The sequence below is a fragment of the Rhodoferax sp. genome (assembly GCF_023701345.1).
GTDB lineage: Bacteria > Pseudomonadota > Gammaproteobacteria > Burkholderiales > Burkholderiaceae_C > Rhodoferax.
The window spans coordinates 1-15,870 of record NZ_JAMPXE010000079.1; the positions used below are offsets into that span (position 1 = coordinate 1).

13 protein-coding genes are annotated in these 15,870 nt (G+C 59.5%); 10 read left to right on the forward strand and 3 right to left on the reverse strand.

Features of this window, described 5'->3' with window-relative positions; genetic code table 11:
• From NDI87_RS11505 to NDI87_RS11520, 4 genes are all read left to right on the forward strand, one after another.
• Window positions 1–371: ABC transporter permease subunit (locus tag NDI87_RS11505; RefSeq protein WP_296275350.1), on the forward strand; the 371-nt coding region annotated here is incomplete at its 5' end.
• Window positions 372–389: 18 nt separating this feature from the next.
• On the forward strand, window positions 390–1,520 hold the full coding sequence (locus NDI87_RS11510; protein ID WP_296275351.1) for a M14 family metallopeptidase: 1,131 nt from the start codon (window positions 390–392) through the stop codon (window positions 1,518–1,520).
• 107 nt (window positions 1,521–1,627) lie between these two features.
• A complete protein-coding gene (locus NDI87_RS11515; RefSeq protein ID WP_296275352.1) occupies window positions 1,628–2,401 on the forward strand; it encodes an ATP-binding cassette domain-containing protein in 774 nt (257 codons plus the stop codon).
• Between the two features lie 60 nt (window positions 2,402–2,461).
• Window positions 2,462–3,529 carry a lipocalin-like domain-containing protein gene (locus NDI87_RS11520; RefSeq protein WP_296275369.1) on the forward strand — a complete coding sequence of 356 codons (1,068 nt, stop codon included), beginning with the start codon at window positions 2,462–2,464 and terminating at the stop codon, window positions 3,527–3,529.
• A gap of 128 nt (window positions 3,530–3,657) precedes the next feature.
• On the opposite strand, the gene NDI87_RS11525 is transcribed toward NDI87_RS11520, so the two are convergent.
• A complete protein-coding gene (locus NDI87_RS11525) occupies window positions 3,658–4,554 on the reverse strand; it encodes a WYL domain-containing protein (RefSeq protein WP_296275353.1) in 897 nt (298 codons plus the stop codon).
• Window positions 4,555–4,730: 176 nt separating this feature from the next.
• Between NDI87_RS11525 and NDI87_RS11530 the strand changes: the two genes are divergently transcribed.
• From NDI87_RS11530 to NDI87_RS11550, 5 genes are read left to right on the forward strand one after another with little or no spacing between them, the layout of a single operon-like run.
• On the forward strand, window positions 4,731–6,206 hold the full coding sequence (locus tag NDI87_RS11530) for a hypothetical protein (protein WP_296275355.1): 1,476 nt from the start codon (window positions 4,731–4,733) through the stop codon (window positions 6,204–6,206).
• Window positions 6,203–6,946 carry a hypothetical protein gene (locus NDI87_RS11535; RefSeq protein WP_296275357.1) on the forward strand — a complete coding sequence of 248 codons (744 nt, stop codon included), beginning with the start codon at window positions 6,203–6,205 and terminating at the stop codon, window positions 6,944–6,946. Before NDI87_RS11530 ends, NDI87_RS11535 begins: the two co-directional genes overlap by 4 nt.
• Window position 6,947: 1 nt before the next feature.
• Window positions 6,948–11,336, forward strand: coding sequence for a hypothetical protein (locus tag NDI87_RS11540; RefSeq protein WP_296275359.1), 4,389 nt, complete (start codon window positions 6,948–6,950; stop codon window positions 11,334–11,336).
• Entirely contained in the window at window positions 11,336–12,334 is a 999-nt protein-coding gene (locus NDI87_RS11545; protein ID WP_296275361.1) for a Wadjet anti-phage system protein JetD domain-containing protein, read from the forward strand. Before NDI87_RS11540 ends, NDI87_RS11545 begins: the two co-directional genes overlap by 1 nt.
• A 60-nt stretch (window positions 12,335–12,394) precedes the next feature.
• Window positions 12,395–13,540 (forward strand): hypothetical protein, encoded by a 1,146-nt coding sequence (locus NDI87_RS11550; protein WP_296275363.1) that lies wholly within the window; start codon window positions 12,395–12,397, stop codon window positions 13,538–13,540.
• Window positions 13,541–13,544: 4 nt separating this feature from the next.
• Here NDI87_RS11550 and NDI87_RS11555 read toward each other — a convergent pair whose 3' ends face one another.
• Both NDI87_RS11555 and NDI87_RS11560 read right to left on the reverse strand, forming a co-directional pair.
• Window positions 13,545–13,811, reverse strand: coding sequence for a hypothetical protein (locus NDI87_RS11555; protein ID WP_296275365.1), 267 nt, complete (start codon window positions 13,809–13,811; stop codon window positions 13,545–13,547).
• A 104-nt stretch (window positions 13,812–13,915) separates the two neighbouring features.
• Window positions 13,916–14,044, reverse strand: coding sequence for a hypothetical protein (locus tag NDI87_RS11560; RefSeq protein WP_296275367.1), 129 nt, complete (start codon window positions 14,042–14,044; stop codon window positions 13,916–13,918).
• Between the two features lie 111 nt (window positions 14,045–14,155).
• Here NDI87_RS11560 and NDI87_RS11565 point away from each other — a divergent pair.
• Window positions 14,156–15,870: ABC transporter transmembrane domain-containing protein (locus NDI87_RS11565; protein WP_296275368.1), on the forward strand; the 1,715-nt coding region annotated here is incomplete at its 3' end.

The following is a 15,870-nucleotide window of genomic DNA, read 5'->3' on the forward strand; positions in this document are numbered from 1 at the left end:
ACACCGCTGAAATGCTGGCCGGTGCCATCCGTGAAACCAGTGCCGGCGAGATCGAGGCGGCGCACGCCTACGGCATGAGCCGCTTCCAGACCATGCTGCGGGTGGTGCTGCCCAGCGCCATGCGCCGCACCCTGCCCGCCTACAGCAACGAGGTGGTGATGATGCTGCACAGCACCAGTCTGGCCAGCGCGGTACCCAATATGCTCGACATCACGTCAGCGGCCAGCCGCATTTATGCCACCTACTATCTGCCGTTTGAGGCCTATCTGGCAGCCGCCGCCATTTACCTGACGGCGTCGTTCTGCCTGATCGGTTTTTTCCGCTTCTCGGAAGGCCGCCTGCTGGCGTATCTGTCCCCGCGCAGAGATTGACACAGGAATTGTTGACCCATGCAACGCATTGACCACCCGCTGCTTTCGCCGAGCCTGGGCAGCCACAAGACCCTCACCAGCTTTCACTTTGGCAAGCCAGGCAGTGGTCGCAAAATTTACATCCAGGCCAGCCTGCACGCCGAGGAACTGCCCGGCATGCTGGTGGCGCACCACTTGCGCGCGCTGTTGGAAGCGGCCGAGGCAGCCGGACAGATTCGGGGGGAAATTGTGCTGGTGCCGGTGGCCAACCCAATCGGCCTGGCGCAGCGGCTGGACCACAAACCCATGGGCCGTTTTGAGCTCGATACCTCGGAAAACTTCAACCGCCACTACCCGGACCTGGCTGCGGCAGTAGCGCCTGCGGTGATGAACCAGCTCGGTGACGACGCCAAAGACAATGCCAGACTGGTGCGGCGCGCCATGGCCGATTACCTCGGACAGTGGCAGCCTGGCACCGAACTGCAAAGCCTGCGCCGCACCCTGCTGCTGCTGGCGCATGACGCCGACTTCATGCTCGACCTGCATTGCGACTGCGAAGGTGTGCTGCACTTCTACACCGAAGAAGCCTGCTGGCCCCACATCCAGGAACTGGCGCACTTTTTGGGCGCCGAGGCGATATTGCTGGCCAAAAGTTCGGGCAATCGGCCCATTGACGAATGCCTGTCAGGCGCCTGGTGGCAGCTCGCCGAGCGCCTGCAAGCCAGCGGCTGTCAGGCGCCGCTGCCGCAAGCCTGCTGCAGCACCACCATTGAACTGCGCGGCGAGCTCGATGTAGGCCACGCCTGGGCTGAAATGGATGCGCAGGCGATCATGGGCTGGCTGCAGTTCATCAAGGTTCTGGCTGGCCAGCCAGCACCGCCTGTGCCTGCACCCAGATGCCCGGCCACGCCGCTGGCAGGCTCTGAAACCCTGAAAGCCCCAGGCCCCGGCATCGTGGTATTTGCCGCGGAAGTGGGCCAGCAGCTGCAAGTCGGTGATCTGGTGGCCGAAATCATTGACCCCATTGCCAACACCACCCAGCGTGTGACCGCAGGCGTGGCCGGCGTGTTTTACGCCCGCATCCGTGACCGCTACATCACCGCCGGCGGTGAACTCGGCAAGATTGCCGGCGCCCAGGCGTTTCGCAGCGGCGAACTGCTAGGTGCGTGATTGGCACACTGAACCATCCATAAATCAATGCCGTCATTGCGATACGCAAGTGAAGCAATCCATGGATCGCCACGCTGCGCTCGCGATGACAATCGAGAAATATTGCCATGACCACCACGCTCAAACTCCAGGTTGAAAACATCCACAAGCGCTTTGGCACCAACGAAGTACTCAAGGGCGTGTCGCTCACGGCGCATGCCGGCGATGTGATCAGCATCATTGGCAGCTCGGGTTCCGGTAAAAGCACGTTTTTGCGCTGCATCAACCTGCTCGAAAAACCGCACCAGGGCCGCATCAACGTGGCCGGGGAAGAACTGCTCTTGACGGCTGGCGCCAACGGCGAGTTGCACGCCGCCAACCCCAAACAACTGGCACGGCTGCGCACCAAGCTGGCCATGGTGTTCCAGCATTTCAACCTGTGGGCGCACATGACGGTGTTGCAAAACATCATTGAAGCGCCGGTGCATGTGATGGGTGTACCGCGCGACCAGGCCATCGAGACGGCGCGCAAGTACCTCGCCAAGGTCGGCCTCGAAGGCAAGGAAGACGCCTACCCGGCGCACCTCAGCGGCGGCCAGCAGCAGCGCGTGGCCATTGCCCGGGCGCTGGCCATGGAGCCCGAGGTGATGCTGTTTGACGAACCCACCAGCGCGCTCGACCCCGAGCTGGTGTCCGAGGTGCTCAAGGTCATGAAAAACCTGGCGCTGGAAGGCCGCACCATGGTGGTGGTGACCCACGAGATGGGTTTTGCCCGCGAAGTCTCCAACCACCTGATCTTCTTGCACAAAGGCCAGATCGAAGAACAGGGCAACCCGACCCAGGTGCTGGGCAACCCGAAAAGCGTGCGGCTGGCGCAGTTTTTGTCGGGCAGCCTCAAATAGGATGCCACTCTGAGCCAAGCAGCATTGCCCGTGTCGCGCCGCCAGTTGTTGGCAGCCGGCATGGGCTTGCCTTTATGGACCGCCACAGCGCAAGCCTTGCCCCGGCTGCCACTGCAGTTCCCGCGTGACCTCGGCAGCCACCCCGACTTTGCCATTGAATGGTGGTACATCACCGGCCAACTGCAGGCGGCGCAACGCCAGTTTGGTTTTCAGCTGACGTTTTTCAGGTCGCGGGTGCCGGCCACGCAAGGCATGCGCTCGGCCTTTGCCGCCAGGCACCTGATCTTTGCCCATGCCGCCGTCACCGACGTGGCGGACAAGCGCCTGCTGCACGACCAGCGCATTGCCAGGATGTCAGGCGATACGAAGGTCGATTTGGCTTCGGCCAGTGAAGCGGATACCGACGTGCAGTTGGGCGACTGGTCGCTCCGGCGCCATGGCAAGCGCTACCAGGCCAACGCCAGCGGCGCGGACTTCTCGTTTCAACTGGGCTTGCAGGAAACCCAGCCCCTGCTGCTGCAAGGCGACCAGGGCTGGTCACGCAAGGGGCCCGAGGCCCATCAAGCCAGCTTTTATTACAGCCTGCCGCAGCTACAGGCCAGCGGCCAACTCCGCCTGGGCGGGCAAAGCCTGCCCGTGCAGGGACAGGCCTGGCTGGACCACGAGTGGAGCAACTCGCTGATGCACCCGCAGGCGGTGGGTTGGGACTGGATCGGCATGAACCTGTTGGACGGCAGCGCGTTAACAGCTTTCAGGCTGCGCACCCAAGAAGGCGGCACGCTGTGGGCGGGCGGCTCGCTGCGCGCGGCGGGCGCAAGCAGCGCGGAAATATTTGATGCAACCGATGTCATCTTCACGCCCGAGCGCATCTGGAAAAGCCCGGCCAGCGGGGCTAGCTACCCGGTGCAGTGGTCGCTGCAGATCAGGCGCGCACAAGCCAACACGGGTTCGGAAGTGTTTGCGCGCTACACCGTCAAGGCCGTGATCGACAACCAGGAACTCGACAGCCGCCAGTCCACCGGCGCCATTTACTGGGAGGGCTTGAGCGAACTGCTGGACAGCCTTGGCGAACTGGTGGGGCGGGGCTATCTGGAGATGACCGGGTACGCGAGTCCGTTGCGGCTTTAGGTTTCGAAGCATTGTTTGCAGGCCGAACTTATTCAGGCAGTTCGCCTTATTTAAAAATCACTGGAGGTATTTTTGTCCACATGATCATGAGCGCGTCCTGGTAAAGCAGTCCATTGGCTAACAGAGCTCTAGACGAGCTTTCTTGTTTGCAAATACGACTCCACAACCATACGGTTTTTCAGTACGATTTGATGTGCCTCTGGCCATTGATCACTCTCCTGGTTCAGTCCAAGGTGTTCGAGGATGTAAAACAACAACGCTTGTCGACAAACAATTCTTGCCTGCCCCTGCGTCATTCCGTAATCAAGCTCAATCGCTTGTCGATGGGATGTTGGCAACTTTGGATTTGGTTCAAGCACCAGCTCTACCATCGTGTGCCATTCACTATCTTCTTGGTGAGCAGGTGCAACGTCCTCGACTGGTTCAATCGTCAGAATCCGGGCAATCACAAAATCCCGAAACTGTTTGCGCAGGTGACAGTAGGCCCTGACGTGCCAACGGTACCCATCATGGGCAAAGGCATGCGGAGAGATTACTCGGGTCTGCGAGGCGACCTGCGTCATCGACTGGTACAGCACTTTCACAGAGTGCTGTTCTCGCATGGCGCTTAGCAGAGCCGTCAAGGTCTCTGCATTCAGCACCCTGCCCGGGGTTGGAACTATTGCAACCGGCGGCTGCCAGCCAATGAAGCTTGCGGTTTGCTCCAATACCCCCGCTTGAATGGCCAGTAACTCATTGAGGTACTGTGACGAATGACTGCTCGCAAACACTGGCTTGAACTTGGGCCCAGCAAGGTAAATGCGTGCGCTCCTGTCGTAGGACAAGTTTTCTGGCGCCAACTCAAGGTACTTTGCGATGTCTAATGACGCTTGGGGTACCGAGATGCCGAAGAACGCTGTGATGTCGCTGCGGTTAATCCGCCCATCCCATCGCAGTCGGAAGTCGATGAATTCGAGTCGCCGGTCTTGGCTCCAGAGGGAACTGGTCTTTGACCCGACGTCAGGTAGCGGAGGTTTCTTTGTCATGAAGGGTATTATGCACTAAACTAAAAAATATACGAATATAGTTTTTACTCGTATAATTAAAATACTCTATCAGGAGGATATACCTTTGTCAACAAGAACAACAAGCCCGCGGAGTTGCAAATTCGTCTGGCAACTCGGGCACCACTGCGTCCGAACGACTGCCCATCTCGCGAGCTATGAACGACGCTAACGAGCCAGGTTCTGGCGAGCCATTTACGTTGCCCGCTCCGGCTCAGGGGCTGCTCGACCTCTCGAGACAGCAGCGCAATCTGTTGCTGCTGCGACCCCTCTTTCAACTCGAGCTGAACAAGCACCGAGTCGGGGACGACTCTTCTGACGACAGAGGGGTACTTCAAAGCGTTGACACGCACTATTTGGTTCTCTGCGCGCTTGACCTGATGATGGAGGCCACAACAATTTCGATGGGCTGCATTCAGCAAGAGATACTGGACCACTTGGCTGAAATCGCAGGACGGATGAAAACCACCCTGTCCCTGGGACAACGGACTCGCGTGGCCGAAGTCGTGCTCGATGCGCTCGACAACAAAGCAAATACCTACAAAGAATTCGCCTTTGAGCACTTTGATGCGCTCAAAGGGACCAATCGGACGGTGCGTTTTCGTCTGGTTGTCTACGAGCCGGATTTCGAGGACGTCTACCGGTACCGGCCAACTGCAGAAGGCTATCTGGTTTACTTGGGCATGCTCGACCTCTCGCCGGAAGACACCCAGGAGATGATGGAAAAAATGTTGGACCTGCTGGTACAGCGAGGTCGATTTGAGGCTGCCTTGGAAATCGCCAAACGCGCACGCACGCTCTCCATCGAGTACCGCCAGCTCATTCGAGACCGGCTGCATCAGGCCTACCGTGCGCCGGGGTCTGTGAATTGGACGCGGGACATGAGCGCCAGCCTGGATAAGGCCCGCGGCCACGTTCGCCAGCGCCAAAGCGAAGACCAGCGCATGGAGGAATCGGTATCTGACGCGCTTCGTGCTGCCGATGAGCCGACTTCCCGCTCCAGCCTGGCCAAACTTCTGGCTGCCTTGCAGGGGGCCGGCTTACTGCGCTCTCAGTTGGTCAACGACATCGGGGCTGCTAATGAGCGGTTCCTGGAATCTCAGCGTTCGATGTTCCGTGCGCGCCGGGCAACTGGATTGCCTGACCTGGAATCCCGGTTGTTCCCTCAGTTGCTGGCGCTATCCTGCGAAGTACTTGCTGATGAAGCGGACCACGTAACCAGCGCGCTCTATCCGGCTGCTTGGCCGAAGGTCTATGACCTGAATACGCTTTTCTCCCTAATGCTTGAACAGCGTCCGGATGAAACCGGACCAGACGCTGATGATGGCGAAATCACCCGCTCTGAGCCACCAGAGCCCCAGTTCTCAGAAGCTGCCATCAACAGCGTCAGCCAGTGGCTGACTGCCAAGTTCGCGACGGGCGACACCTACCGGGCCGACCAGCTGCTTGACCTGGCCGAAGACGAGGGTCTTGACCGGGCCGCCAGACGCTGTCTGGTTCTCGTGTTGTTCAGGTCCTACTCCAACACTGAGACTGAATTCAAGAATATGCGCGCTGATGCGTTCGGAAACTTCTCCGCAGATGTGGCGCAAGGCACCAACCTGCATTTCACGCCCAAGGGAGGGCAGCCATGACAACAAACCACTCAAGCACGCGAAATGCCGCGCGTCTTGCCTACAAGGCGTTGCACACAACGCTCTCCCCCGTCAACGACGCTGAGTACCGTGAGTTGCTCGCCCGTTACCGGGCCGACCCTGCTTTTGCCGCGCAAGTGCAGGACGTTGCGTCAGGGATGGAACTAACCATCCTGGACGTGAGCGAACGCGGCATCATCATTGCGCCCAGCACTCGTGAAAGTCGCTTCGCCGTGCGCATGACCGACATTCGCTCGGGGATGGCTGCCGACCAAAAGGCCGTGCTTGTGCTGGCTCACGTGGCTATCGCGGCCGTATTCTTTCCAACCACCGACGGCCTGGATGACGACAACTACACGCCACCCCCAGCCTCTGTGGCGAATTGCCGTGATGCGCTTTACGCCTTGGCGCATCGACTGAGGGGCGCGTCTCCGACGCCTGCAGACATTCCCGCGGAACTTGCACCGGGGTGGGAGGCTATTGCCGCGATGCCGGTCATGGTGCCGGCAAGCCAGCGGGCGTCTGTAACCTCAGTAGTTGGCATGGTCAAGCTCACATTGACCCATTTGCAGCAAAACGGCTTGGTGCGCCTGGACCGAGACTCGGAGGACGAGACCGCAACCACCTACACAGCGACACATCGACTTCGCATACAGCTTCGTGAAGTCGCGCTGCGCAGACTCTACGAGCTGGCACAGCTAGCCGTAACCACACCAGCAAGCGCTCCAACCGGAACCTGACATGCAGAAAATCTCTCGAATCTACATTGGTAACTGTGGGTACCCGACCGCCTGGTATGACGGCGTCACCTTTGACCTAACCGACCCCGACTCTTTGGTGCCATCCGACACTGTTATCAATCTGGAGAACGGCGGGGGTAAGACCACCCTTCTAAGCTTGATATTTTCTTGCTTTGAGACCAGCCAGGACCGGTTTCTCAAGCACATCCAGAACAAGAACAACCATTTTTCTCAGTACTTCTCCCCTGACGGCCTACCAGGCGTCATCATGGTTGAATGGCTCATGCCCGCGCGCACCGTAGGGGGTTATGCGTACCTGCTCATCGTTGGCCAAGCTGTTTCCGTCAAGGCCACCAGTGAGCCGCCTGAGACCGAACGCCTGTTCTTTAGCTTCGAGGAGCACGACAACTTGAAATTTACTGATGTACCCGGCCCCAAGCTGGCAGGTGCGCCGGTCAGCTCAATGGCGGACTTCGCGCGATGGGTTCATGACCAGCAAAAGAAGTATCCCGGCGACGTTTACATCACACGAAAACAAGCCGATTGGCACAAACATTTGAACGACGAGAGACTCATCGACCTAGATATGCTGCGAATGCAGGTCAACTTCTCGGCGCAAGAAGGTGGCTTTGACACTGGATTTCTGAACTTTCATACCGAGCTCGAATTCTTGCGCAAGTTCTTCCACCTGACTCTGGACGCCCAGCGTGCCAATGCAGTGCGCGATACCGTAGCAACGACATGCGACAACCTTCGGCGTAAACCCCAGTATGTGAAGCGCCTTGCTGAGCTCACAAAATTTCAAAGTGCTTTGCATCTGTTCGGAACGGCGGCTCACGAGTTCAGGCAGACCGAGTGCGAATACGGCGAAGTGCGTGTGCAAGGCGCCAGGGTTGCTGTAGCCCTTCAAGCTAGAGCTGTCCAGCATCGGGAGGCCCAGGCGCGCGAGGCCAACTATGAGTCAGAGCAAAGGGCTATCGCAAGTACCGGCTTGGCCGACTCGGCTGCACATATCCGTGACGTAGTCACCCTGACATCGTTGTGGCACGGGCGGCGAATAGCCGGGGCAAAAACCGCGGATGGTGCGGCGAAGCAGGCGCTGAAAGCCGCTACGCAAGCAATCCTGCACGTCAAGGCGGCGCGCTTGTCGCAGGAAATCGAGACTTTGAAGACAAGAATCAAGGAACTGGAAGCAACAGCCGGTTTGGCGCAGGAGGGCCTCCAACCCTTTCGCATGCAGGTTGAGATGCAAGGCGCTTTGCTGCGTCGCTCGCTGTTCGATGCGGAGCAGGCGCTTCGCGATGAATTGGAGACGCTGGAAAGCCAGGAGAAGCTCCGAGCCGAGCAGGTGGGCAAGCAACGCGCCGAGCTTCAATCCGCAGAAAACGACGGCGCGCGCGCAACCAAGGAGCAGGCGCAATTGGACGCCAAGGAGAAAACCTTCACTGGCCGCAGAAGCCAGCTGGTCACGGACGCTGTACTGCTGTCCGAGAACGAGAGCACGCAGGACGCGTTAGTGCGATGGCAGCAAACCGAAGCTGGCCTGCTCTCAGAGAAAGCAGACCTGTTGGCACAATACAACCATCTGCAAACCCAGGCCAAGGACTGCCAGGACACTGCCGTTCGTGAGGGCAACGAGGCAGTTCGCCTCGATGGGGAACTCCGTGCCGAAAATGCTTTCATTGCGGCCGGCCAGGCCGAGCGCGAGCGCCTGTCCCAGCTTTCCGCCCTGTCGAGCGCAGCCGAGGCCGACGTTGTTGACCCGGAGTCCCCCGTATTGGTTTCAGCCCTTGAGCGAGTCATTGTGGCCTCCGCTGGCGAAGTCTCGCTTTGCGACGTCCGACTTGCTGAACTGAACGCCACCAAGCAATCTATCGACGAGACGGGCGTGGCAGGCCACAGTCCAGACGTAGCCCTGGTTGTCGAGTGCTTACGCAAGGCAGACATTCGTTCGGCCCGGCCTTTTAATGAGTACATCTCGCAGGCGCTTCAAAGTGCGCAAAAAGCGCGCGACCTTGTGATGAGTGACCCTGCGCGGTTTCTGGGGGTCTGCGTAGCCGCAGCGGAGATGGACAAGGCGCGCAAAGTGACCTGGCGCGAGCGTCGCCCCTCAAAGCCGGTGCTGGTGTCGCCAGCCGCCCTGGACCCGCAGAGCGCAAGCAGCACCGTTCTTGTGGTACCGCCCGACAGCGATGCCGCGTACAACGTCGATGCAGCCCAGACCTTGCAAACGACCCTGCACATCAAGATTGCCGATGAACAGTATCGTCGCAACAGTTTCTACGCGCGACAAGCTGGGGCCATGGAAGCCATCGAACAACTGAAAGCCTTCCTTAAAAGCTTTGGCGACGGGAAGTTAGCAGCTGCCTCGTTGAAGGCATCGCAGTTAGCCCAGGACCGGGACATCGCTAAAGCTCGCTGCGAAGACCTGACCCAGGCCGCCGATAGCGCGCGTCAAAAGGCGACTGAACGTCAAAAGGCCGCCCAAGAACGCAATGACCTGGCTCGTGACGCGGCCACCAGCGCCAAGACTTTGGAATCATTCTTTTCGGAACTCGAGTCTGACCGACCGTCGCGTCTGGAGCGCTTGCAAGAACTGGCGCAGCTCCTGGAAGACGTGCAGGGGCGCAAGCTGGCAGCAAACGAAGCGATTGAGGAACTGAGCCGGCAAACACAGCTGGACTTTCAGAAGAAAGTTGTTAAGGGGTCTGAGGCTAACCAGCTCGGGCAGGAGCGGGGCCGCATCGAGTACTACGACAAGGAGCTTCGCGCCGACGCTTTGCTCAAAGCTAATCCGGTGGACATCTCCACGTTGCGCATGACGTATGCAGACGCTGCTAGCACCTTCAAAACAGAAGAAAAAGACCGGCTTGGCCTGCTTCAGGAAAAATTGCAAAATGCGCGAGACCAGCAAGTGGCCAAGGGTGCCGAGTTCACCCGGGACTTCCCGGGAGTGACACTGTCGCAAATCAAGCCGTACGAAGGCCGAAATCATACGGCCATGCTGCCGGAACTCGAACTTGATGAGACGCGCGCTCAAGAGGCGGTTACTGCAAAAGGTTCGGAACTGCTTGTCGTGAACAGGGACTCCACTACATGGCACGCGTCCAACAAAGGCATCGCCCGGGCAACCCCTGAAATGGAGCTGCTGGATGAAGCCGCGCTGGTGTTGCGAAAAACGCAGGCTGAGGAGCTGACGCAGGCTGCTTTGAGTCGCATGACGAGGGCGACCGAAGAAGCCGACCGCGCAAAAGAGAAAGCAACCCAATTGGGGAACAACGCGAGCGCTGACGATAAGCTTGCGACACTGGTAAAGACGGCGCTGGCGCTTGGTGACAAGCCCGACCCTGAGCTCTTGGTGCTCGAGATTGCGAGCCTTAGCGGTACCGAGCCGGCCTCGGGGCCAATTGCACCGATTGTGCTAGCGACTGACGCCAATGACCGTGCCAATCAACTCATTGCGGAATTCACCGCGAAAGTGTCTGGCCGTGACCAGGCCCGCAATCGGGCACAGGGCGCATTTGACAAGGTCAAGTCTGCTTGCGCCGACAATGAACTCCGGCAGGTTGAGCCAGAGCTGGCCAACCAAATGCTTGCCAACGATTTCACTGCGGCCTGTGTTGACGCACCCCGTCTTCTGGAGGGTCTTGCTGACCGGATTAGTACTACCCAGTCCAGCCTTGACCACATGCAGGCTGACTTCGACGCCTGTGCTGAAGAGGTGATGGTCATCTCTCGTGCCGCCATTTCATTGCTCACCTCTGCTACCAACAAACGTATTCCCGTGGGGGCGCCCTACGTTGGCGGAAAAGCCATCCTGAAAATGCGCTCCAATGTCACCGCGACACCCCTGGACGCGCGCCGTCAAGCACTGCGCTACTTCCTGGACGGGCTCATCGACACGAACGTGATACCGGCGACTGGCGCGGACCTGGTGGCCGACGCGGTGCTGCGCATGCAGGGTGGCAAGGCACTGGGCCTACAGCTCCTCAAGATGGTTCCGGAGGAAGAGCATCAATACGTCACCATGGACAAGATTACAAACTCCGGCGGCGAGGGTGTGGTGATGGCAATGTTTCTGTATGGCGTCATTAGTCAGTTGCGGGCTGAGCGGCAAGCCAAGCTACAAAAGGCCGGTGGCGGACCGCTCATTCTTGATAACCCGTTCGCCAAGGCCACTACCCCTGCCCTGTGGCAAGCGCAGCGCATGCTGGCAGCGTCGATGGGGGTGCAACTTGTATTTGCCACGGCGCTACAGGACTACAACGCGCTGGGGGAGTTCCCCTCGTTCATTCGACTTCGTCGCGGTGGCAAAAACAGCAAGACCAATCGCACTCACCTGGAGACGGTGCGGTTCAAGTTCAACGAGCAGTTAGCACTGACGACCTAATGGACGAATTTCTCTCTCAGCTAAGTCTGGCTCCTCGCAAGAAAATTGCGTTGGAGGATTTGAAGCACACGTACTTTGCGTTGCACCCCGAAGTGCAAAACAGTCCTGAGCGCGGCGCCATGTTGCTTAGCGAGTTGCGAAGGCTGGAATCAAAGGGTGCGATTGCCCTGCCCGCCCCCGGTAGTTGGGAGAGGGCGGGCGCGCCGGCGCTCCCGAAGTGGATTATGTTGGTCAGAGGTATCGAGCCAGTCGTCCCAGAGGACTACTCCCGCGTGCCCTGGGCCCCAGAGCTGGGGTTTTGGACTGAGCTCAAACCGCGCCAGATGCCGGCCGCAAAAGCCATCAACGAATTTCTGCTGCGACGCCGCGGTGCTTTCGGGCCGGTGCCCATCAAAGAGCGCTCCCTGGAAATCTTTGGCGACGAAAAGGCCCTGGACGCAATGCGCACAGGGGCAAACCTGTTTTCAGGGCGCCTTGCGCTAACTGCTTTGGGAGCATTCCAGGTTCCGTTACCACTGCCCTACCGGCAGGCGGATGCACCGGGGCGGCCGGTTCTGGTCGTCGAAAACCACAACAGTTTCTGGAGTTTTGGCGAATGGAACCACAACGCCAAGCGTTATGCCGCTGTGGTGTACGGCGCCGGCGAGGCCTTTCGTAGCACGGGAGCCGCGCTGGGCCAGGCATTGAAAGATGTTGACGCCAAGGGCGCCGAGTACCTCGGCGATTTGGATCCAAAGGGCATTCGCATTCCACAAGGCTTCAACAGAACGTCGGCGCCGAATGAGCCTAACGTGCGCCCCGCCCTTGACCTCTATCGATGGTTGCTGCAAAACGGGCGCCGGCGGGAGAAGCCCGAGTGTTTGAACGCAGAAGACTTGCTCGCAACGAATTGGCTGGGCGCCGGCCTAGGTGCAGAGCTGGCTGACATTTGGCGACAAGGATTGTGGATTCCGCAGGAGGGGCTCGGATACGAGCAGCTGGCGAATTGGCCGAGGTAGGACCACTTTGGCGACAAAACGTTGAAATACCCGACATCACTGTTTCTCCCGAAAGCATCAATGAAAACTCTCTCAAAACTCGCTCTGGTGGTATTGGTTCTGTCAGTGGCCCTACCCGCTTTGGCCTTTCAGGTTGGCCCCACTGGCTCCAAATTTGAGTCCAAGCTAACCAATGAGACTGACAGCAAACTCATGAGCACTGCCGGCTTGTTAGGGGTACTCATCAAACGACCGGTCCACGAAGAAATCACCCAGCTCGGCTTCAACTGTCCAGCCGAGTCGTCAAGCCTGTCGCAAGACCCCACATGCAGCGACGCGAACATCGGATTTGCAAACCCGTTTGTCCTCTACGGAGTGCGCTGGAACGACCTCCCTCCGTTTCGCCTATCACCGAGCGAAGGCAATTGCTCCTATCTAGGAACCCAGTGCAAAGTGGAACAAACCGTTCGGTTTTCCACTCAGCCGCTGTGCTGGTACTGCCTATTCAAAGACGCGGAGAAGAAGGCGCAGAGCAAACGCATCACCGGTTGCGAGCGGGGCACAAACACAATTCAAGGCAACGTCATGACCCGTTCGCACTTTGGAGACCTGCAGTTCCTACATGCGATGGCCAACGACGAGGCGACCGACCCTGATGTGACTCAGAGCAACGTGCTCGGCTGGCTGGAGTTTGCCTGGAAAGTTGCAACACGAGAAATTAAGGCAGGTGACTTTCTTCGAGACGTCCCTATCCCCTCGATAAAGGAACACTTTGGCTGTACAGAGTGGCGGGTATCGGACCTCTATATCCTGGGCCGGCAAGATGTGAAAAGCGGTCTGATTTCAAGCTTGCATCACATTGCGTTTGGCTCAGTACTGCACACGGTCCAAGACTCCTTTGCGGCTGCACATGCGTCACGAGATGGCAATCACGAGCCCCTTTTGTGCGGGGCCACGGAGTTTATGCGGCCACCTCGAATTCTTGAGTTCCATACCTATGGCAGCCAAGACGGTACCCTGCATGACCACGGGGATAACCGTGAGGCGATGACAGCACCCAGTTCCTCCATCAACTGGCCTGACGCTGTAATGGCAACCAGAAACCTGGTGACTCTTTATGAACGAACAGCTCGGTGGGACGAAGCGAAAACGTACATCCAATGTCTGTTCGAACTGTCGGACGGCGCAAGACCGGCTTCTCCCGGTGAGGAGTTCCGCAGGCACTGAAGTGCTACCGACGACTCCAGACAAGAAGTTGTGCAAACCCCAGCTCTAGCCGCCAGCCATAAATGCGCTCTGGTGGCTGTTCACTGCCGCATAGGCAGCTCAGAAAGTACTGGTAGACCAGTTCTTGCATGCGCTCGTATCCCACTTTGGCCAGCCAGAGTTTGAGGGGCTCGGCTTTGGGGTTGGGGATAGATTGCACCAGGCGCAGCAGGGTTTCGGCTTCGGCGCAATCGGTTTCGCGCTTCTTGCCGTCCGGTGCGGTCAATTTCAACCTTACGATTTTTTCGTACGGTTGCTCAGAGCCAACATCTTGCCCATGAGACCAGACCAGTAACGTCTCGCGTAATTACTGTCAGTCAGCCTGTACGACATCGATCACTGAAACTCACCAAGTTTCGGTGCTTTCGTCAGTACCTGCAGCTTGGCCTGCAGGGTTGCAAAGCTGACCCCCTTGCTGGCGCGCAGCATTTCGCTGATTTTGTAAAACCGTTCTGTGCGGTCCATGGCATCTCCCGTGTTGACACGGTGACATTATGAGGCGCAAGCCCCGGCCCTCTGAACTGCGCACCATAATCAACCGAAGCCTGTCAAGTTGCACAAAGTTATTTCTGATTCATGACCAACCACCCCCCCAAACCCGGCAACCCCAAATCGCTCTCCGGCTTGCTGCCCTTCCTGCAACCCTACCGCGGCCGCATTGGCCTGGCGCTGCTGTTTTTGGTGCTGGCGGCCCTGGCCACGCTGGCTTTTCCGCTGGCGCTGCGCAGCCTGATTGACGGCGGCCTGGTGCAAACCGACCGGGGCGCGCAGGTGATGGCCTTGCGTGAGCACTTTGTGGCGCTGTTTGCGGTGGCGGTGGCGCTCGGGCTGTTTTCCGCCGCGCGCTTTTACATGGTGAGCTGGCTCGGGGAGCGCATCACGACCGATGTGCGCAATGCCGTTTATGGCCATGTGCTGCAGCAAAGCCCGGCGTTTTTCGAGACCACGCAGACCGGCGAGGTGTTGTCGCGCCTGTCGGCCGACACCACGCTGGTGCAGACCGTGGTGGGCTCGTCGCTGAGCATGGGGCTGCGCAATCTGGTGATGGGTGTCGGCGCCCTGGCGGTGCTGGTCTGGACCAACCCGATGGTGATGGTGCAGGTGCTCGGCGTGCTGGTGCTGGTTGTGCTGCCAGCGGCCTGGTTTGGCCGGCTGGTGCGCAAGCTGTCACGCGCCAGCCAGGACCGGGCGGCCGATGCCAGCGCCATTGCCGCCGAGGTGCTCAACGCCATTCCGGTGGTGCAAAGCTACACGGCGGAGGCGCGCGAAGCGGCGCGCTTCAACCAGGCCACGCACAACGCCTTTGAGGTCGCCGTGCGCCGCTCGCGGGCGCGCTCGGTGCTGGTGGCGTTCATCATCATTGCCACGTCGGCGGCGCTGCTGTGGGGGCTGTACCAGGGCACGCAAGCGGTGATGGCCGGGCGCATCAGTGCCGGGCATCTGGGGCAGACCGTGCTGTATGTGATCATCCTGGCCAGCGCCTTTGCCATTTTGGGCGAGGTCTATGGCGACCTGTTGCGCGCTGCCGGTGCCACCGAGCGGCTGATGGAATTGCTGGCCAGCCGCTCGCCCATTGTTTCGCCGGCCCATCCGGTGCCAGCCCCATTGCCTGCAGCAGGCAGCGCCGTGCGTTTTGAGCACATCACGTTTCACTACCCATCGCGGCCTTTGCAGGCGGCGCTCAGCGATTTTTCGCTGGACATCGCCCCCGGCCAGACGGTGGCGCTGGTGGGGCCCAGTGGCGCCGGCAAAAGTACGGTGTTTCAGCTGCTGCTGCGCTTTTACGACCCCGTCACCGGGCGCGTGCTCAAGGACGGCGTTCCGACGCGTGACCTGGCGCTGGCCGATCTGCGCCAGGGCATTGGCATCGTGCCGCAGGACGCGGTGATTTTTTCCAGCAGCGCGCTGGAGAACATTCGCTACGGCAGGCCCGGGGCCAGCGATGCCGAGGTCAAGGCGGCGGCACAAGCCGCCTTTGCCGACGAGTTCATCAGCGCCCTGCCCCAGGGCTACGACACTTTTTTGGGTGAGCGCGGCGTGCGCCTGAGCGGTGGCCAGCGCCAGCGCATTGCGATTGCCCGCGCCATGCTGAAAAACCCGCCGCTGTTGCTGCTCGACGAAGCCACCAGTGCGCTGGATGCCGAAAGCGAACGCATGGTGCAGGCCGCGCTGGAGTCGGCCATGCGCGGGCGCACCACGCTGGTCATTGCGCACCGGCTGGCCACCGTGGTCAAGGCCGACCGCATTGTGGTGCTGGACCAGGGCCGGGTGGTGGAACAGGGCACGCATGC